General features: G+C 41.5%; 14 protein-coding genes and 1 tRNA gene. 7 read left to right on the top strand and 8 right to left on the bottom strand.

Translation table 11 applies throughout. The features are described 5' to 3' along the window. Positions 1-4: 4 nt before the first annotated feature. The 4 genes from nhaA to BMW86_RS01290 form a co-directional block, all read right to left on the bottom strand. Complete coding sequence (gene nhaA / locus BMW86_RS01305; RefSeq protein ID WP_089778208.1) at positions 5-1141, bottom strand: Na+/H+ antiporter NhaA; 1137 nt, start codon at positions 1139-1141, stop codon at positions 5-7. 2 nt (positions 1142-1143) lie between these two features. Continuing rightward, the gene (locus tag BMW86_RS01300; protein WP_089778206.1) at positions 1144-3036 is read right to left on the bottom strand and encodes an OstA-like protein; all 1893 of its coding nucleotides are present in this window, start codon (positions 3034-3036) and stop codon (positions 1144-1146) included. Continuing rightward, positions 3033-4031 carry an MlaD family protein gene (locus BMW86_RS01295; RefSeq protein WP_089778204.1) on the bottom strand — a complete coding sequence of 333 codons (999 nt, stop codon included), beginning with the start codon at positions 4029-4031 and terminating at the stop codon, positions 3033-3035. The genes BMW86_RS01300 and BMW86_RS01295 overlap by 4 nt, the downstream gene beginning before the upstream one ends. A gap of 191 nt (positions 4032-4222) precedes the next feature. Then, positions 4223-5593, bottom strand: a complete 1371-nt coding sequence (locus BMW86_RS01290) for an N-acetylmuramoyl-L-alanine amidase family protein (protein ID WP_089778201.1) — start codon at positions 5591-5593, stop codon at positions 4223-4225. Positions 5594-5824: 231 nt separating this feature from the next. Between BMW86_RS01290 and BMW86_RS01285 the strand changes: the two genes are divergently transcribed. After that, positions 5825-8542, top strand: coding sequence for a putative LPS assembly protein LptD (locus tag BMW86_RS01285; protein WP_143056451.1), 2718 nt, complete (start codon positions 5825-5827; stop codon positions 8540-8542). 23 nt (positions 8543-8565) lie between these two features. Here the strand turns inward: BMW86_RS01285 and BMW86_RS01280 are convergent, their stop codons facing one another. Beyond that, complete coding sequence (locus BMW86_RS01280) at positions 8566-9294, bottom strand: lysophospholipid acyltransferase family protein (RefSeq protein ID WP_089778197.1); 729 nt, start codon at positions 9292-9294, stop codon at positions 8566-8568. Next, positions 9291-9962 carry a uracil-DNA glycosylase gene (gene ung / locus BMW86_RS01275; RefSeq protein WP_089778194.1) on the bottom strand — a complete coding sequence of 224 codons (672 nt, stop codon included), beginning with the start codon at positions 9960-9962 and terminating at the stop codon, positions 9291-9293. Before ung ends, BMW86_RS01280 begins: the two co-directional genes overlap by 4 nt. Before the next feature lie 98 nt (positions 9963-10060). On the opposite strand from ung, the gene BMW86_RS01270 reads away from it, so the two are divergent. Next, positions 10061-10134, top strand: a tRNA-Arg gene (locus tag BMW86_RS01270). 81 nt (positions 10135-10215) lie between these two features. Continuing rightward, the gene (locus BMW86_RS01265) at positions 10216-11745 is read left to right on the top strand and encodes an ATP-binding protein (RefSeq protein WP_089778192.1); all 1530 of its coding nucleotides are present in this window, start codon (positions 10216-10218) and stop codon (positions 11743-11745) included. A gap of 97 nt (positions 11746-11842) precedes the next feature. On the opposite strand, the gene BMW86_RS01260 is transcribed toward BMW86_RS01265, so the two are convergent. Both BMW86_RS01260 and BMW86_RS01255 read right to left on the bottom strand, forming a co-directional pair. Next, positions 11843-12304, bottom strand: a complete 462-nt coding sequence (locus BMW86_RS01260; protein WP_255372826.1) for a RidA family protein — start codon at positions 12302-12304, stop codon at positions 11843-11845. A gap of 92 nt (positions 12305-12396) precedes the next feature. Continuing rightward, positions 12397-12960, bottom strand: coding sequence for a Crp/Fnr family transcriptional regulator (locus BMW86_RS01255; protein ID WP_089778190.1), 564 nt, complete (start codon positions 12958-12960; stop codon positions 12397-12399). Between the two features lie 376 nt (positions 12961-13336). On the opposite strand from BMW86_RS01255, the gene BMW86_RS01250 reads away from it, so the two are divergent. The 4 genes from BMW86_RS01250 to BMW86_RS01235 all read left to right on the top strand — a co-directional run bounded on the left by BMW86_RS01250 (position 13337) and on the right by BMW86_RS01235 (position 21278). Continuing rightward, entirely contained in the window at positions 13337-15610 is a 2274-nt protein-coding gene (locus BMW86_RS01250) for a T9SS type A sorting domain-containing protein (protein ID WP_177189121.1), read from the top strand. A 430-nt stretch (positions 15611-16040) separates the two neighbouring features. Continuing rightward, entirely contained in the window at positions 16041-16547 is a 507-nt protein-coding gene (locus BMW86_RS01245) for a hypothetical protein (protein WP_143056450.1), read from the top strand. 60 nt (positions 16548-16607) lie between these two features. After that, positions 16608-17996: an FAD/NAD(P)-binding protein gene (locus tag BMW86_RS01240; RefSeq protein ID WP_089778185.1), complete on the top strand. Its 1389-nt coding sequence runs from the start codon at positions 16608-16610 to the stop codon at positions 17994-17996. 123 nt (positions 17997-18119) lie between these two features. Then, positions 18120-21278, top strand: a complete 3159-nt coding sequence (locus BMW86_RS01235; RefSeq protein WP_089778183.1) for a TonB-dependent receptor — start codon at positions 18120-18122, stop codon at positions 21276-21278. Positions 21279-21293 lie beyond the last annotated feature (15 nt).

The following is a 21293-nucleotide window of genomic DNA, read 5'->3' as shown; positions in this document are numbered from 1 at the left end:
CCAATTATTGTTGTTTTTTGCTTACAAGATAAAAGTATCCTGTAAGACCAGACAGAAGGGAAGCCGCTATTACAGCTATTTTAGCCGTAATCTGCAGGGCTGGCTCCGGATATGCCAGGGTGGAGATGAAGATAGACATTGTGAAGCCAATACCAGCGATAATACCCACGCCCAGCAGCTGTGACCAGTTGGTATGAGCAGGCAGTGCGGCCAGTTTGAGCCTGGTAGCTATATAAGAGAACCCAAAGATTCCCAATGGTTTACCGATTACCAGTCCTGCCAGGATACCGTAGCTGATCGTATTATTGAAAGCGTTGAGTATGTCCGGAGGGAATATAATGGCGGTATTTGAAAGCGCAAATACGGGCATGATAAAAAAGTTCACAGGATCATGCAGGCGGCTGATGAGCATCGGTAAACGGGGCAGCGGGATACAGCTTGCGAGCAACACACCGGCGATAGTGGCATGGATACCGGAGTTGTAAATACAGTACCATAATATTGCGCCTGGAATAAGGTAAAACACCAGCTTTTGCACCTTGCAGAGGTTTAACACAATGAGCAGCAGCATGATACCTGCACCAATGAGCAAATACCCGGTATGCAGACTGGCCGTATAAAAAACGGCGATAGTAAGTATGGCACCGAGATCGTCTATAATAGCGAGGGCGGTGAGGAATATTTTTAGGGTGAGGGGGATTCTTTTTCCTAATAAGGACAGAACACCTAAGGAAAAAGCAATATCTGTAGCCATGGGTATTCCCCAGCCATGAGAATAAGGTGTATTGATGTTGAATATCAGGAAGATGACTGCAGGGCAGGCCATTCCTCCGATAGCTGCCAGTACGGGCAACATGGATTTTTTGATGGACGATAATTCGCCGGTGGTCAGCTCTCTTTTAATCTCCATTCCTACCAGGAAGAAGAAGGGGACCATTAAGCCGTCATTGATCCAGTGTAGTATGGAATGCGGGAGATGTTCTCCGATATGTACGGAAGTATCCCAGAATGACAGGTAAGCCTGTTGCCAGGGCGAATTAGCCAGTATCAGGCTTACAATGGTGCAGAGGATCAGTATACTCCCTACCGCCCTGCTGTCGTATAAAAACTGATAGATGGGCGAAAGGAATTTTCTAATCATATTTATTGGTTTTCTTTTTCTTCTGTTTTCTCAGGGGCTACTTTGACCGTATTTACAGAACCCATTAACTCGTATTTTGTTTTGGGTCTGCGTTTTATCTCCCAATGAAAAGTTTCCAGTAATAACTGGTCTAAAGGTCTTTGGGTAAAGGGGTACATCGTTCCTTCAGGGTCTTTGATGAAAGTAACATGATGTAACTCGCTATTCCTGAAGTAGATGTTGATGATACCACTGAGTGTTTTGTTTACACTGATAAAGCCGCCATCATCATCCTTGATATAATATATACTCTCTGCATTTCCATCCACATGCATCCAGTCGAGGGTTTCCCCTGCGAAGTAACCGGTTATCTGGTTACCTTTTATCTGGTTATATAATTCTTTCCCTGCTTCTTTTACTATCAGCCCGTTCTGGTCGAGTAGTATTTTATCAGCAGTTTGATTTTTTATATACAGGAAGATGGTGTCTCCGGTAAGTTGTGTACCGGTGGCCCATAATACAGGTTGTTTATAGAAGCGAAAGATAGAATCTTTTGAAGTATAATACAAGCTATCTGCTACTCCCTGAAGTGAATCGGAGAAGATACGGACATTATGCCAGGCCATGAGATAACGGTGTTCCGTGGTATCTTTTTGCTGAGCCGTATCCGATAGCGGTGCCAGTGGTTTGGCCGCCAGAGCGCTATCTGTGGCGGATACCCGTGCTTTACGGGTCGTATCTTTTGCTATCGTACTATCAGTTTTTATTGCCAATGTTTTTATTGTGCTATCGGCAGGTTTTAAGGCACTATCAAGCTTTAACGCAAATGCATTATGCTTACCGGCAGAATCTATGCTGATAGAATCTTTCTGTATAGAAATTCCTATTAGGGTAGAATCTACTATTGGTGTAACAATAACCGGCTTTTTTGTGCTAGTATCTCTTTTTACAATACCGGAGAACAGGGTATCAGCAGATACGTACAATGTATCTTTCTGCCTTTCCATGATCATCAGCGGATGCTGGGTAGCCAGGATGGTTTTCTCTTTCTGGTTAACGGTACCATAGTTGGAGAGCAGGGTCATTTTCTGCGCGGTATCACGATAGATCATGTTACCGGTAGCATATGCGAAGCCGGTGCGTTTATCCATAATGATCCTGTCGGCAGTAATGGTAGCGGTACTATCCTGGATGGTAGGGCGGCTGTCGAAGTTACCCTGACCAGATTCCGTATTGTATTCACCGGAGGTGGCATACATAAGGGTTTTACCATCGTTGATAGTAGTAGGGGCTACGATAGTAGCTATTTTTGTTTCTGTATTATAAAGAAGGGTATCGGTAGACAGGGTATATTCCGGGTCTATCATCACCACATTCTTCTTAAAGTATACGTCTTTGGTATCTGCGTAATAGAATCCTTCGAGGCTGGTGAGTACACTTTTACCATTCACCAGCTTACCGCCCTGTTCATAAGTACCTATGCGGGCATTCATGTCGTATTTAAGTTCCGGGCCGGAGATGGTGATCTTTCCATCGGTGAGCCGGGCGTTATCGCGAAGGGTAGCCAGTTTCGTATCTCCTTCATAATGAAGGTAATCTCCGTAGATATGGATACTGTCTGCCTGGTTAATATGTATATGACCGTAGGCATCCAGTATGTTGGAAGCCCTGTTAATCAGAGCACTATCGCAATAGAAAAGGGTATTCCCCTGGCGAAAGATAGCATTCCCTATAAAGCGGTTCAACTGCACGGTGTCTTTGGTGATAACATTCAGTTTATCTGACTGAATGATATGAATCACCTTGGTAGAATCAGTATTACCCGGCTCCTGAGCCATGGCGGGAAAGAATCCACCCAGGCAGATCCCTGTGAGGATAAGCCCGTATTTTGCTAATTGCTGTATCTTCAAAATCATTGTGCCTTTGCGGTATCTGATGGTAAGGGCTGCGCTTTTGATTTTTTGCCAAACAACGAGAAGTGTACGTAACGTTTAGGATTCACACGAAGGTCTTCCAGCAGTTTATTCAGGTTACCCAGTGAATATTGCAGGTTGTTATATACCTTTTTGTCGTTCATTAATAATCCCAGTGAACCGTCTGTACTGTTCAGTTTTCCCAGTGTTTCGTTGAGGCGTGTAGCCATTTGCTGCAGCTCAAGGAGTGTTTTATCCAGTTGTCCGTTAGCCAGGGCAGAAGTGGTTTTTTCTGCGTTGGCAAGGATGCCTGTTATCTTTTCATTATTATTCTTCAGATTACCGGAAAAGGACTCCAGGTTACTCATGGTAGCTGATACGCTGCCTGTTTTTGGGTCCAGCATCCTGTTGAGGGAAGCCGATGTTTTGCTGAAGTTACCCATGGTAGTGTTCAGGTTAGCGATAGCTTCACGCAGGTTACCTTTGGTGTTGGGATCAAAAATGGAGTTGACGGTCAGCAGAACAGAGTCCACAGATCCTAATGTAACTTCCAGTTTATTTACCAGAGGGCTTAACTGTTCTTTAAGAGCATCGGTAATAGAACCATCTACTGCCGCATATACGGTATCTCCATCTTTCAGATAATCATTAGCGTTACCAAAATCGATCTGAACGGTTTTACTACCTAATAAATCGCTGGTAATACGGGCTACAGAGTTACGGGGGATATCTATTTTCTTAGTGATCCTAAGTGTAACAAGTATTTTACCTGCATTCTTATTCATCACATCGAGATTAGCTACATTCCCTACTACCAGGCCATTCACCTGTACGCCGTTGGAAGGTTGTAATCCGTTTACTTGTGTATATACTGCGTAAATAGTCTTACTGGTTGAAAAAAGGCTCTTTCCCTTTAAAAGATTAAAACCCAAAAAAAGCAATGCGATAGATACCGCTGTAAGAATGCCTACTTTGGTTTCATTAGATACTTTAAGCATGAGAATACGTTATACGTTCTTGCAAAAATAAACAAAAAAGGATGTTGGCAATCAATTACCGGTTTGAATTACAAATAGTCAAATCTGATACCGGGTTTTCAATTCCTGGTATTTAGCCGACAATATATGAGTAAAAAAGGGATTTTTCTGGGGATAGGGGTTATAATCTGTGGGGTGGTGTATAGCTAATGTTATCTGCTTGCTAATCGAGTGTCATTTTTTTTTGGTAAAAGGAAGGCGTTCCAGAAGCCAAGCTGCTTTGCTCTACGCAAAGCAGTATTGGCTTCTGGTTCCGATCTGAAACTTCCCCAGATATACTTATTAAGCCGTTTATGATTAATCGTTATTTGCTCCTGCCTGATATTTCCCGACAGCTTATTAAAGATAGAAGAGCCGGAATGGTACTTCTTATCTGTAATCATCAACTGGATATCATATGCAAAGGAAGGTTTGACAACCACTTTTTTTGCAGCGATCGCTTTTGAAGATGTTTTTGATGGTTTCACCCTGGAAGCCAGCTGTTTATCTTTTTCTTTAGTAGTCTTTTTAGCGATCAGTGTTTTGCCTTTGGATGTTGTAACCGGCTGACGGCCAGCGCCTTTCTTATAACTGATGGGCGTAGGCTGCATGGTAGCAGGTTCAGTAGATTCCGGGTTGCTGTAACGGCCCAGTTCATCTTTATAGCGTTGGATGGCTTTATATATACAGGTGGCAGCTTCCTGCTGACCATCTTCTGAGTTCAGGTATTTTTCTTCTTCAGGGTTGCTGATGAAGCCTAGTTCTACCAGCACGCTGGGCATGGCAGTTGCCTGTAGCACCCAGATGCCTTTTTCATCACGTTGTCTTGCACCACGGCTGATTCTTCCTACATGGGTGAACTCGTCTTCTATCAGGGTAGAGAGGCGGAGGCTCTGATCGAAGTAGGTATTACGTAATGTATTTAGTAAGATAAAGGTTTCAGGATCAGACATATCCATCACAGTATTAGCACCTTCTGCATTATCCAGCAGGATTACCGGGCTTTCCCTGAGGGATTCTGTTTTAGCGGTATTTTTACCGGTAGCCCATACATATGTTTCGGTACCTTCTGCGGTACTGGGGGAGGTGGTATATATAGGCTTCTTGGTGGCTACTTTACGTTTGCCTTTCCTCACCATAACGGTTTTGTAGCCGACGACGTGGCGGGAAGGGCCGGCAGAGTTACAGTGAATAGATATGAAGAGGTCTCCTTTTTCCCTGTTGGCAATGATGGCTCTCTCGTTGAGGTCAGCTTTAAGGGTGGATGCCAGGGCATTACTCGTTTTACGGGTATATACCACACGTACATCCTTCATATTGGTTTCAATCAGTTTACCCAGTTTCAGGGCTACATCCAGCACAATTCCTTCTTCCGTAGAAAATTTACCGTGAGCGCCCGGGGTTTGGGCACTATGTCCCGGGTCTATGATGATTGTCCTGATAGGGGGATTCCTTTTGGTGCCACCGGGGGCTTCTTTGGCATAAATGAAAAAAAGTCCTAGCAAAGTGCTACATCCTAAGATCCAAAATCGGTTCCAGCGCATGACTCAATTTTTATTTTAATATAATGGGCGTTAGTTAGTAATATTTATAAATGACGTATCCCGCTTCTTTATTCCCTCTGATCCGTCATAGTTATTCGTTATTTCGTCGGTACATAAGATGTTAAATATCCTTTTCGTTTTACGATTGATAATAATTTGTATAAAATCTTGTAGGTTTGTGCCCGCTATCAAGACATGCACCTGAATCACAAAAATAATTATAAAAAGTTTTTGCGACCTATATACCTGCTATTTGCCGGTATATTAATTGTCGTTCCCTTTATTATAGATGCAGTAGCAACTCCCGCGCCACATCTTCCTGCCTACTTTAACAAAAGTTTCACAGATACCGTGCCGATTGTAAAAGATACGGCGTTGTTACTGAAAAAAGATGCAATATCCGTAAAAAAAGACACTTCCCTGCCTGTTCCGACAGATAGTACAGCCGTTGATAGTATGGATATGCCGAAACTGTCTAAGGATAGCCTGGATGCTCCTGTTACATATAAAGCTAAGGATTCCATAGTACTGGTGGTGCCGGATAAACGTTTTTTCTTCTATGGCACTGCAAATACGAAGTACAAAAAGGTAGACCTTACTGCGGAAAGGATGAATTTTACCCAGAGTACAGGGATAATGGAAGCTACTACTGCACTGGATACCAGCGGCAAGCCGTATGGCCGGCCGCAGTTGAATGACGGGGGTCAGAGCTTCGATTCCGATACCTTACGTTATAATATCAATACACAAAGGGCGAAGATATATAATACCCGGTCTCAGTATGGAGAAGGGTTTGTGGCTAGTCAGCAGACAAAGCGGCAGCCCGACAACAGTATTTTTGGTTTCAAGAACGGGTATACTACCTGTAACCTGGACACTCCTCACTTCCAGTTCCGCGCCAAGAAAATCAAGGTGATCCCTGATAAACTGGTGATTTCAGGCCCTGCTAATTTAGAGATAGAAGGGGTGCCGACGCCTTTATTCATACCATTTGCCATCTTCCCTATTACACAGGGGCAGCGTTCGGGGATGCTGATGCCGGGTTATGTGGTGAATGCGCAGAAGGGGATGGGGCTTGAAAACGGTGGTTATTATTTAGGACTGGGAGATAATTTTGACCTGACGATGCGTGGGGATGTGTATTCTTATGGCAGCTGGTCGCTGACGGCGAGTCCTACCTATAGGAAGCGTTATCATTATAACGGGGGGATGACACTAAGCTTTGCGAATACACGTTTTGGGGACCCCACCGTGAAAACAGAGTTTAGCCGCTCGCGTGACTTCCGTGTAACCTGGAACCATAGTATGGACAGTAAGGCGCGTCCTGGTGTGAACTTCGGAGCGAACGTGAACTTCGGAACATCGAGCTATAATACTTATAACGTCTATGATTATGCGACTCGTGTAAATAATAATATTGGATCATCTATTAGTTTTTCCAAGACCTGGCAGGGTAAGCCTTTCAACTTTACATCCAGTCTTACGCACTCTCAGAACCTGAGTACGCGTGATGTGTCTATATCATTCCCATCTGCTACATTTAACGTCAACACTTTGTATCCTTTCCAGCCTAAGGAGCTGGTGGGGCCATCCAAGTGGTATTATAAGCTGGGTATCGGATATTCTACTGTCCTGAATAACAGTGTTACTTTTAAGGATTCTGTATTTGGGAAGTCTAAAATGTTTGATGCGTTGCAGTCGGGTATGAAGCATAATCTTCCTATTTCGTTCTCTATTCCGGTGTTTAAGAATTTCACACTTTCTCCGGGTATTAGTTATTCGGAATACTGGTATACTAAGAAAACGGTGCGTGAGTGGGATCCGAATAAGCGTGTGAGCATTGATTCTGTAGGTGGTATTGACACGACTTACTCTTCCGGATTCTTTGCTGCTCGGCAGGCAAGTGCCAGTATTTCCTTATCAACGGCATTGTATGGGATGTATCATTTTAGCAAGACGTCGAAGATCAGGGCCATCCGTCACGTAATGCGTCCTACGATCAGTGCCAGTTACCAGCCGGACCTTGCAAAGAATGCTTATTATTATTTGCGGTATAACAAAGCGGGAGATAGTTTGCGACAGTCTTATTTTACCAGTTCATCAGTGGGGGTACCTTCTGAAGGGCGGGCGGGATCTATCTCGTTCGGCTTGGATAACAACCTGGAAATGAAGGTGTTTTCTAAGAAGGATACATCGGCGAATCATGAGAAGAAGATCAAGTTGCTGGATGGATTCGGGATTAATACGTCTTATAATATGCTGGCGGATAGTTTTAGGCTGTCTACTTTCAGTATTTATGCCCGTACGAACCTGTTTGATAAGATTAATGTAACAGCCAGTGGTTCAATTGACCCTTACCAGGTGAATGCCCGTGGCCGGAGACTGGATGCATATGTGTGGCAGGCAGGGAAACTGAGTCTGGGGCGTTTGACGAATGCGAATATCTCGATGAGTACCTCGTTCCAGTCGTCCGACAAAAAGAGCAAGGATAAAGAGAAGGAGATCAATAACATAGAGAACGAGCAGAGTACGGATGCGGCATTCCAGGCGCAGCAAAGGCAGCTGGCGGCGGTTCGGAAGAACCCGGGAGAGTATGTGGATTTTGATATTCCCTGGAAGGTGGACCTTTCTTACAGCTTATCTTACAGTAAACAGATCATTCCTGACTCTGGCGGGGTGGTAATCAGTTTTAACCAGTACCTGAGTTTTAATGGTGATTTCAGTCTGACTCCGAAGTGGAAAGTGGGGGTGAATAGTGGTGTAGACTTTATCAACAAACAATTAGCTTATACAAATATCTATATATCGCGCGATTTGCATTGCTGGCAGATGTCTATCAACCTTATACCTATCGGTACTTACAGGCAGTTCAGTATCACGATCAGTCCCAAATCGGGGATTCTGCGAGACCTGAGGATTAACCGATCACGAACGTTCTATGATTTGTAACGTAAGAAAAAAGCCGTTTTGTTTTAAACAGAACGGCTTTTTTCTATATGCTCCCACATTATTTTAAATACTTGTTCTTTTAGTGCCGGGATATCATCCTGTGTCAATTCTGCTGTTTCTATTGGTGGCAGGAAATGAACGTCTATCCGATGTGGCGATGCCCCGAAGGACTTACCTGCAGATAGTATCTTGCGGGTATTGAATATTACTGTGGGCATGATGGGTTTTTTAGTTTCAATTGCTAATATAAAAGCACCATCATAGAATGATTTCAGAGGGTCCTCTGTTTTATTGCGGGTGCCTTCCGGGTAAAGTAACATATGTACTCCCATGTTCAGCACCTCTTTCATCTCTGTAAAACTCCTTTTACGGCTCTCAGGATCGTCTCTGTTCACCAATACGCTGCCTACCCTATACATGATACCCCAAACAGGTACACGCGCTAATTCCTGCTTTGCAAGGCTTTTACTGGCACCAGGGATGGCATAGGTGGTTGTTGGGATGTCTACGAATGAGTTATGATTGCATACGAGGATGTAGGGTTGCCCTTTTTTGAAGTGTTCCCGTCCTTTTGTACGGACAGGGCAGAATACCAATGGCATGTATACGTGCATCCAGGCGCGGCCCAGCCACATGAAACAGCGGATGTTGAGTGGGGCAGGCAGCAGGGAGACCAGCCACATAGGTATTAACATGATCAGCATGGTGCTGACGAAGAGTATCAGTGCGTATGCTGCATATATCTTTCTCATAGGCTCCAGTCTACGGGTTCGATACCTGCTTTGGCGAGTAATGCATTTGCTTTTGAGAAGTGTTTGCAGCCGAAGAAGCCTTTATCTGCACTGAAGGGAGAGGGGTGAGCTGCTTTGAGGATATGATGTTTGGTAGCGTCTATCAGCACTTGTTTATCCTGTGCAAAGCGTCCCCAGAGCATGAATACGACATTCTCTTTAGTATCCGAGATCTTTTTTATAACAGCATCCGTAAAGTTCTCCCAGCCTATTTTGCTATGGGAAGCGGGTTCGTTGGCTCTTACCGTTAACATAGCGTTTAACAGCAGTACGCCGTGTTCTGCCCATTTGGTGAGATTTCCGCTTTGGGGGATGGGCATACCAATATCGTCACGTAATTCTTTGAATATATTTACCAGCGAAGGAGGGGGCTTTACACCATCCTGAACGGAAAAGCAGAGGCCATGGGCTTGTCCGGCGCCGTGGTAAGGGTCCTGCCCCAGCATGACTACTTTTACATTATCGAAGGGTGTTTTGTCAAATGCATTGAATATCAGGTTGCCGGGCGGGTAAATGGTGTGATTAAGCGCTTTTTCATGTTTTAGAAACATTGCGATCTGATCAAAGTAAGATTTGTGGAATTCGTCTTTGAGGGCTTCTTTCCAACTAGCTTCGATTTTTACGTCCATAAAAGTCTTTAATTTAAAAAATGGCTGAAATTTTGAATTATTTTACATAGATTTGCACTCCCAAATAAAACGATAAATATACGGGAAATTTGGGAATTGGACCGGTAGCTCAGCTGGATAGAGCAGCTGCCTTCTAAGCAGCAGGTCATTGGTTCGAATCCAATCCGGTTCACTTGAAAGGTTACAAAGCCCGCCACTATGGTGGGCTTTGTTATTTAGACCTTCCTTGAACCACTGATTTATCTTTGTTAACATGAGAAAATACCCAATAGGTTTACAGGATTTCGGGAAAATAAGAAAGGACGGTTTTTTATACATTGATAAAACCCAACTAATCTATGACCTGATAGAATCAGGTAACTATTATTTTCTAAGTCGTCCCAGGCGTTTTGGTAAATCCCTGTTGCTGTCAACCATTAAGGAGATTTTCAGTGGCAACAAAGAACTATTCGAAGGACTTTGGATACATGATCAATGGAATTGGGAGCAAATACATCCTGTAATACATTTGCGACTGAGCAAGCTCGATTATCAGCAATTGGGATTGTATGAGGCGCTCAACGTAGAAATGGGTGTAATAGCGAGAGAACTGGGTATAGAACTTGAAGCCAGTCATTTAAAAGGAAGATTTGAGGAGTTAATCCGGAAAGCAGCATTGAAGGGCCGTGTAGTAATTCTGATTGATGAATATGACAAACCCATTACGGATTATTTGGAAGATTTGGAGAGAGTGGAAGAGAACCGGTCGGTGTTTAAGAGTTTTTATTCTGTATTAAAAGATGCTGATGAATATATTCGTTTGTTGCTGATTACAGGGGTGAGCCGATTTCCCAAGGTGAGTATTTTTTCTGATCTGAATAACCTCAATGATATTACGATTCATCGTAAATATGCTACTATAGCTGGTATTACTCAGCAGGAACTGGAAAGTAATTTTGTGAAAGAAATAGCGGAGATAAAGCAACGTCAGCCAGATTTGTTAAGTAAACTAAAATTATGGTACAACGGTTATGCCTGGCACGAAGAGGTTGAACGGGTATATAATCCTTTTTCCATATTGAAATACATGGATGGCCGGGATTTCAGGAATTACTGGTTTCAAACGGGTACACCTACCTGGTTAGTGAATCTCATGAAACACAACAGAGAATTTGATCTGGAAAATGTATTCATAGGCGAAAATTCCCTGAGTAACTTTAATGTAGAACATGTTGCAATTGTGCCGGTTTTATTCCAGACTGGTTACCTGACCATTAAAAACTACCATTCTAAAAAAAGGTTGTATGAACTTGGATTTCCGAATAGAGAAGTGGAGGAAAGTCTGACAGATGCCTTGTTGAGTGCTTACAGGAACATATTTCCGGGTAATGATTCCATGGTGGTCACTGATGATTTGAGTGAGGCATTGACAAATAATGATATCTCTCAGATGATCAAAACGTTGGATGCACTTGTGTCTACTATTCCTTATGATCATTGGAAAGTGGAGAGTGAATCTATCTTCCATATCATTGTGCATTTGGCCTTTAAACGTTTAGGCCTTGATGTGCGAAGCGAAGTTCATAGCGCTACCGGCAGGTGTGATGTACTGGTGTTTACCGATCAATATATTTACGCTTTAGAACTGAAGCTAAACGGCTCTGCACAGGCAGCCCTTGATCAGATCATTGAGAAAGGCTATTTACGTTCTTACCAATCAGATGCGAGAAAGAAAATAGCCATTGGTATTAATTTTTCTTCTGAAAAGCGATCTGTTGAAGAATTTCTGATAAAGGAAATGTAATTTCCTTTGTGTTGTATTTAATTCTTTGTGTAAATAGTATAGTTAGCAACTGTATACGAGTTACACAAAGAATTAAATACCGACTCTCTATTGCCGATTATTTCACAACTGTAGCCTCAAGCTCAACTTTTAATGTTTCAAAAAGGCTTTTCACTTCTAACAAAGTGACCGTTTGTTTAATGTCATACTTCGCTATCCAATCCTGAAGAATATGAAACTGGGGCCAAAGCTCTGCCGTCGAAGTGGTATAGATATTTAACCGGACAATACCTTTGCATTCGTACCCAGCCTTGCTGATAACCTGTTCCAGATTCTGCAGGGCCTGAATTAACTGGGATTTCATGTCTTCGTTACTTGAGATTCCATCAGCGTTGATAGCTGCCTGACCCGAAATATACAGCGTACCTTCTACATGTTTTACTTCAACGGCTTGCACATAGCTGCGTTTATCCTGCCATTGCCAGGGATTAATGATTCTTTTTTCCATTTTACCGGGGATTTGAGTTTGTGCCAATGCAGGCACAGTAGTTACTAAGATTAATACTAAAAACCTGATCATAATTGCAGTTTAAAATTTACACTGCAAAGTTGTGGATACACCTGGAATTGAGTATTGATATACCTCACGATTATAAAGTGAGATATGTCACACTAAGAAGATAATCTGCTCAGGGTTTCGCGGGAAACACCCAGATAGGTAGCAAGGAGACTTTTGGGTACGCGTTGAATAAGTGAGGGGGATTGTTTAAGGAGCTGTTCATAACGCTCTTTCGCGTTAGAGGTTAACCAGGATATTATGCGCCGCTGTGATGCAATAAAACCAAAATTCGCTTTTTGAAGGAAGAAACGTTCCATCTTTTGGAGACCATCACATAACTTTTTGTAGTCTTCAAGCAATAGGCAGAAGACCACAGTATCTTCAACGCACTCCAGCGACATTGTTGCTTCTGTCTGAGTATAATAGGCATAGAAATCGCTTTCCCACCAGTCTTCCATCGCAAAAGAAACAATGTGCTGCTTTCCTGTGTCATCGGTATGCACCAGCTTTAAAAGCCCGGAAATTACGAAGTAAGAATACTTTACAGCCTCACCTTCCTGAATAAGGAATTGATGTTTCTTAAACTTTTTAATGGTAAAATGAGTACACACGAATGCAAACTCATCATCACTAAGTGGTACTATCTTCTCTATATGTTCCCTTAGTTTATCATGCATTGTTATAAAAGATGGTTACAAAGCTAAGGTATTCAGGATATTTTTTGAAAAATGTATATCGCATAGATAGCCGAATTGATAATCCGGATTGATAAAATCCTGCCAGAGTTTGTTAAAATAAATGAAACGAGGTCTACCGTATTAAACTAGTTTCGTGATATAGAAAATACTCTCAGAAAAACCATATAAAAGAACCTTGTAACCCATTTCACGTACTTTCTGATACACATTCTCTATAAAAAAACAGATCCTTTTAACCTATTTACTAACAAGAAAACCTAGGAAAAACCTAAGAAAACCCAACAAGAAAACCTATTTTATGAACACAACAAAATTCTCAATCCTAACATTAGGATTAATCTTGTTTTGCTCTTTAATGAAAGCGCAAACAAACATCGCCCCACAGGCTGCATCCACTACTTCGTATGTATCACCCTGGGAAACCATTACAGCCTTAAATGACAATTTCACACCAGCGAATTCTAATGATAAATCGCATGGTGCTTATGGTAACTGGAACAATCCTAACACAACTGAATGGGTACAGTACGACTGGTCACAGACTTATAAGGTGACTTCCCTTGAAGTGTATTGGTTCAATGATGGAGGCGGAGTACTGACTCCCACCACTGCTTATGCAGACTACTGGAATGGTACATCCTGGGTTCGCCTCGGTAATATACCATTGCAGACCAATGCATTTAACATACTATCTGTAGCATCAGTTAGTATGAGCAGAATACGCGTATCAATGCTGAACACTACCCAATCCACCGGGATGCTTGAATGGCGTGTAATTGGTACTACGGGAGGAGGAACAGTAGATACTACTACAGGAGGAAAACCATATACATGGCCTGCCTATTCTCCTACCATCAGTTACAATTTCAGAGATGAATTTCCAAGTTTACCAGCTCCTACTGTGGCATTAAATGATTGTCCACAGGTTGTTGGAACGCAATCTTCACAGTGGTGGGCTTTCCGTTGGGGACCCAATAAAAATTCACTGGTTACAACTGCAGCCATTACACCATTGCTTGCAAGAATGAATACAGACTTTGCCTATTTCCGCGATCAAATGGGCTGGCCTCCGGATTTACGTGCGAAGAAGGGGTATTTCAGTTCAGTGTACCTGTATGGTTCAGGACTTTGTACTGATAATGCACCCAATACAGAATTAGGTGGCTGGCAAAGTTCTATATACTATAACGGAGTTAGCTGGCCAATGGTGCTGGCATCCTATTATCCTATTTACAGTTATGATCCTGCCTGTACCTATAGTGACCGGGAATTTCAGAAAGGAGCAATGGTACATGAAGGTATTCATGCTTTATTGGCCGACTTACCAGGTGTAAAGCAGTCAGCATGGTTTCAGGAAGGTGGTAACGTTTGGTTACAACAAACCGCTGATGCAAGAAGATCTGGTAATTTTAATACGATGGGAGATCTGAATGGTACAGATTTCATTGCCCCTTTTATGCCAATTGAGTGTTACTCAGGTTGGTTACAGGATGGTAGTTTTGGTGGACCATCAGCAGAAGGAGTTAACATGTTTAATGGCAATCAGCAGATTTGTACATGGCGTACTTATTTAGGTGGACATCAGTACAGCAGCTCGTTCCCAACATTTTTAGGTAATACATTGGGTGATGGCGCTGTACCCTGGATATGGAGAAATGCACCCGGCCGCGTACTGGAAGGAATTGCATCCGGAGTTGGTGCTACGCAAATGCGCAGATTAATTACAGAATACCGTGCTAAACAAGCACTGGTAGATTTTGGTCCATGGAAAACCGCTGTACTGGCATTATTGAATGGACACTTCGGACAATCAATTGGTGCAGAATGGCAACCTTCCTGGTTAAATCCTGATGCATGGATTGCTACTCCATATGTTAAAACTACAAACAATGCAGGATTGCTTACTCCTGAAGCCCGCACATTACCTGGATGGTCAGGAGCAAATCAGATTCCTTTGACAGTAACAGGTAATATAGTTACGGTTAACTTTGAACCAATTGGTGCGAATATGACATGTCAGCTGGTGTATCGCTCAACAACAGGTGTACCTGTATATAGCCAGTATGTTTCAAGTGGTACCTGTAGTTTGAAGCTGGATGTTCCTCCTGCAAATGGGGTTGTCATTGCCGTTATTACAAATACTGATTACATCTATAATGGTGAAAGTACCCGTACAGCTCATTATGATTATCGTTTGAGATTAGTTACCGGTGTTACAGGCGCAGCAAGCGTTAACACCAAATGGTATAATTCAGCTACGTTAGCGAGTGCCAGAACAGCTGGTACTGATACCACCGGTGAAATAGGGATAGACTGGTCCAAGTATTGCAATCATTCATTTGAGAGTACCCGCGTAGTTGCTGAAGTGAAAGAGATAGTAAATCCTGCTGAGTTTTTGATGTACCCAAATCCTGTTGTGGAGAGTACTAATTTGAAACTTGAATTTATCAATCCTGCAATGGAAAAGACGGTTATCACTATTATTTCAATGAATGGTGGAAGAGTTTTTGAGACTATTACTACTGGTAAAAATTATATGATCAATACAAAGAATTTTAAAAGTGGATTATATCTGGTGAGAATTAAGAACACTAAGACGAATACCACGCAAAAGCTTGTTGTAATGTAGTTTTATACCACATTAACAAAAAAAGGCTGTCTATAGGGCAGCCTTTTTTCTTGTCCTAAATAGCATTTGAGTTTACTGTTGTTATACTACAGTCATTATTCATAATTTAATAAAAGACATTTTCGTATTTCTTAACCATTAAACTATCACAAATGCCATGAGGAAGAAAAAAATTGTTCAAAATCCAAAACTTGTATTAGACAAGAAAATAATTGCTTCCCTGAGTAGCAAGAAACAACCTAACGGTGCACGTTGTAATAGCTATGCATCCGGCCCATGTAATCCTTGCTCAGTAGAGGTTACCGTTACAGATGTTGTAATAGGGTGATTCAATTTACATTTTAAATTATATCCCTGGCTGAAGCCGGGGATTTTTTTGTAAATTGGGAAGGTTAACCAAATACCTTTAGAAGTTCAAAGCTAATCTCCTATGCCAAAAGAACAACCTTCAATTTTCGACAACAATTTCATACAGGAGACATTGATACGTCGTCGCCGGCTTATGCCATTGGCACTGAAAATATATGTGTGGTTTTTTATGCTGCTCCCTTTTCTTTCATGGGCAAGCAGCTCTTACTTTTTTTTAAATCATGAGATATCATACAATGTCGGTTCCATTAAAGGCTTACTCCTGGTTACTGCATTCGGAAGCCTGTTGTTACCTGCTTTGCGCTTTCTGTGCAACCTTTTTATTTTACTTGAAAAAAAATGGGCCATTCTGTTTGCATTGACAATAACAATCATTGATATAGTATTCTTGAGTTATTCCTCTATTAATATTCTATACTTAGTAAAGGCTGGCCTTAATGGCATATTAATTCTTAACATATGTTGGTGTGTGCTGGAAACCCCTTATCTGATTATGTTGTTTAAAATAAAAGGAGATTGGGAAAAAACACCTTCATCTATTAATCATCCCGATCCGTCGATAAAATAATGTTCGCATAACCATTTAGTATATATTGATTCCGGCTTAATAATTTGCCGCTTTGTGGTCATGAGAATGAAGGAACCGTTAAACATTACAATTATCGGAGGAGGTTTTTGTGGTATCATGACAGCAATAAATCTGATGAAGGATGATACACTCCCTCTGCATATTCATATCGTTAATAAGGGTTATCCAATTGCAAAAGGAGTTGCTTATGCTCCGCATACTTCCAGCCTGCTATTAAATGTACCTAATGGCAGAATGAGTGCCTACACTGATATTCCTGATCATTATGTACAATGGTTAAAAGCAAATGCTTTGTTTAGTAATGATGAAATAGCTACTGCGTTTTCAACCAGGGAACAATACGGAAATTATCTTAGCAGTTTATGGGAAGATGCTATAAAGGAAAAAGGTGCAAATACAGCTATTACAATTTATGATGATTATGCTTATGATATTATTGAGGACGGCGATCTTTTGCATATCCATTTAAAAGAGTCTCCGGTTTTAACCACCGATCTTGTAATCCTGGCAACGGGGAATGCTAAACCACGATTCCCTTTTAATATCAATTCATCTTTTAGAAATAGTAAACATTATTTTGGAAACCCGTGGAAAAAGGACTGTATTGAAAACCTGAACACAGAAAATGATGTGCTGATCATAGGAAATGGTTTAAGTATGGTTGACACAGTAATTGGCCTTACAGAAAATGGATTTGCTCAGAATATTCATACTGTCTCACCACATGGTTATCAGCTTAAACCCTGGAAGGGATCAACACCTCCTTATCGTGATATTAACTTCCTGACAACAATACTGAATCAGAATTTCGGATTACGAACGCTTGTTACATCCATGAACAGACATCGTAAAATAGCAGATACACTTGGTCAGTCTGTTTATAGTATGATAGATGTCTTACGACCTCACACACAGAAAATATGGCAGTCGTTAAGTATTAAAGAAAGGAACCGGTTTATTAAATATCTGAATCATATATGGGGTAGCATCAGACACCGGCTTCCCGATGAAATGCATGCATTCATAAAAGAGCATAAGAAGTTAATTATTCATAGGGGGCATATTGTTGATGTTAGTATGGCCGGAGACCAGGTTAAGGTTACACTTAGTGATAGCGGTTCTTTAAAACATTTGCTGGTACAAAGAGTGATTAATTGCACCGGACCAGAAACCAACATTCAATTATCAGAGAATGAATTACTCAGGAACCTGGAAAAAAGGGGACTGATTAGCGCTGATGTTTTTCATTTGGGTATAAATGCCCATCCTCAATATGGAAACGTCATGATGTCAAATGATAACTGTAAGCATAATTTATTTGTTATAGGCAATCATCTGAAGGGAGTACTCTGGGAAAGTGCTGCGATTCCCGAATTAAGGATGCAGACGGAAGCACTCTCAAAATATCTTATTACAAAATATAGTTAATTATTCATTTAAGGCATGATTCCAATGCATTGCTTTATATAAAGTTAATGCAGGCGTAAGATTCCGGTAACATTGGCATTTGACATTTGTGCATTCTTATATGCCACACTAAAATGTACCAAAATGCCTATTCGCCAAAAGGGAATGTTCTTTAGTATTATTTTCTGTCTAACAGCACTTTATTCAATGGCCCAGACTAACCTTGCAGGTGTCTCGGGTAAAATTAACGGGAAGGATGGTACGCCACTTCCGGGGGCAATTATATCAGTAAGAAATGAATCTACTGGTTTTCAAACAAAAGTAGTATCTAACGACAAGGGGGAATTTCTCCTGAAAGAGTTACCACTGGGTTCTCCCTACACTGTTACTGTTGAAGCAATGGGTATGGTTACCCAGAAGCAAACCGGCTATTCATTGAACCAGGGAGACCTGATCAAGGTAGCTTTTAAAATGGAAGATAAATCAACTGATCTTCAGGCAGTTGTTGTTTCTGCCGGTTCTCTTAAAAACAAAATAGAGAATATCGGGGCCGCTACAGCCGTAACAGCCAGGGATATTGCCAAGTTACCGGTGAACGGAAGAAACTTCACCTCACTGATGGACCTTTCTCCATTAAGTAGTGGAAGTAATTTGTCCGGACAGCTGGCATCTGCTACCAACTTCACTATTGATGGTATGGCTGCAAGAGGTACTATCTCCGGAGGACAACCTACCGGCGCTTATTCCATTACGATGGAAGCTGTAAGGGAGTTCCAGGTAGTTACCAACCAGTACGATGTTACCTATGGTAATGCAGGTGGTGGTACGGTAAGTACTGTTACAAAGTCTGGTACCAATAAATTACAGGGAAGCGCTTTTTCGTTTCTGCGTACAAACTGGTTATCCAGTCAGTATGGTCTGAACGGATTAAAACGTAATCAGAAATTCTCTACCTATCAGTATGGATTTTCAATAGGTGGGCCTATCATTAAGGATAAAGCACATTTCTTCTTAGCATGGGATCATCAGGAAGATTCACGCCCGTTATATATTGCCAATATACAATCGGCAGCTGATGAAAAGAGAAATAACGTAACACAGGCTACGCTGGACCAGTTCCTGGTTATAGCGAGAGGCAAGTATGGTGTTGCTAGTTCTCCTCAGTTCGGGCAGTTTGATAAAAAGAAAAATACGCATGCTGTTTTCGGAAGGATTGACTGGCAGCTGAACAGTAGAAACCTGTTGACTGTAAGAGACAATTTTATCTATGATATGGACAATCAGTCAGATGGGGATAACACTGCTATTAACATCTACGAAGTTTACAGCACCCGTAAGAGTATTAATAACAGTCTGATGGCGTCTTTACGTACTTCCATCAGTTCCAATGTAACCAATGAACTGAAATTGCAGCATTACTGGGAGTACAATAAAATGTTTGCCAATCCGCAACTGCCTGCTGATAATATCCCAAGAGCAATCGTACAAAGTATTAAGTCTATAGCCAGTGATAGTTCTACAGTGACTACTGCTATTCAATTGGGTGGACAACGTTACGGCGGAGACTATTTCAATAATAATCTTATACAGTTAGTAGATAACTTATACTATAATACAGACAAGTCGCACTTCACATTCGGTGGTGGTCTTACCTTTACCAATCAGAATTCTATTTATGGAAGTGAGACCAACGGACGTTTTTATTTTACGGGTCTGACTAACTTCGATAACCTTACCCCTTACCGTTTTGCGAGGGATATTTATTTATCAGATAATCATAATATCAAGTTTAATATTCTTGCTCCTAATGTGTATGCACAAATGCAGACGAATTTATTCCCTGGATTTGATGTGACTGTAGGTGTACGTGTAGATTATACGGACTATCTCAATAAGGCTAATTTCAACCAGACCGTATTTAATCAGCTTGGACTGAATACTTCTAATAAACTGAGAACTTTACAGGTTCAGCCACGTTTCCAGGCAACCTGGGACCTTGGACAGAATAAAAAAGATGTTATCCGTTTCGGTGCAGGTATCTTAGGTTCTGCACTGAACCCTTATTCCATGATCAACAATATGTTGTTTGATGGTTCTCATCTGGTGGGTGTTGATCTGACAGGTAGCCTGGTACCTACTCCTAACTTCCCCGGATATCGCCAGAATCCTGCAACCGCTCCGGGTATGGACCTGATTAATAATCCAAATATTCCTAAGCTGGCCACCATCAATATGAATGGTAAGGATGCAAAGGTTCCTACGGTATATAAAATGAATGCTTCCTATTCACACTTCTTTACAGAAACATTCAGGATGAGTGTGAACGGTTATCTGACCTTTGGTCGTAATAACTACACTTATTTAGATCGTAACATGGTAGATCAGCCTTATTTCCGTATTGCTGCTGAGGGTAATCGTGGCGTGTATGTTCCTGCTTCTACTATTAACACAACCAATGGTTCTGTAGACTGGACACAGGGTCGTAAAACAACTGATGTAGGTCGTGTACTGCAACTGGAAAGTAAAGGAAAGGTAAACCAGATGGCATTTGTAGTTGACGGAAGTTACCGCTACTTTAAAGATGGAGAAATTGCATTCTCTTATACCTGGAACGATAGTAAGGACAATACCTCTTATAATGGTAACGTGGCTAACACCGCAACACTTGTTCAGTATGTAAAAGATGATCCACGCGATCTTGGCAAGATGAGTTATTCTGATAACCAGTTCAGGAATAAAATTGTTGTATATGGTACTGCTCCTACTTTCTGGGGTGTTAGTGTAGGTGTGCGTTTCTCTGGTATAAGTGGTACACGTTATTCCTTTGTTGTTAACGGAAACGTGAATGGAGACTTTGTTGCGAGCAATGACCTTGCTTATGTATACGATCCTAAAGGTGAAGCCACTCCACAGTATTTAAAAGATGGTATTAATGCGATCCTGGCTAATCCGCTTGTAGAAAACAGTGCGAAAGATTATATCCGCAAAAACCTGGGAAAGATTGCTGAAAGAAATGGTGGTGTGAATCCTTTCTATGGCGTATTGGATTTAAGACTGTCTAAAAAGATAAAGACGTTCAAAAACCAATATCTTGAACTTTCTGCAGATATGTTCAACGTATTGAATTCTATTAATAAGGAATGGGGTGTAAATCATAATGTAACTTCAACGAGCTTATATACCATCAATGGCTTTGACCCGGCTACCAATACTTACAAGTATGCGGTGAATACCAATGCAGGTGTTTCTGCATTAAGTGGTAACCCTTACCAGGTACAGATAGGTGTTAGATACGGTTTCTGATAAGCATTAAATAAG

The sequence above is a fragment of the Chitinophaga sp. YR573 genome, from assembly GCF_900110995.1.
Lineage (GTDB): Bacteria > Bacteroidota > Bacteroidia > Chitinophagales > Chitinophagaceae > Chitinophaga.
The sequence above is the reverse complement of the archived record's forward strand: the minus strand, read 5'-3'. Positions and strand labels throughout refer to the sequence as shown.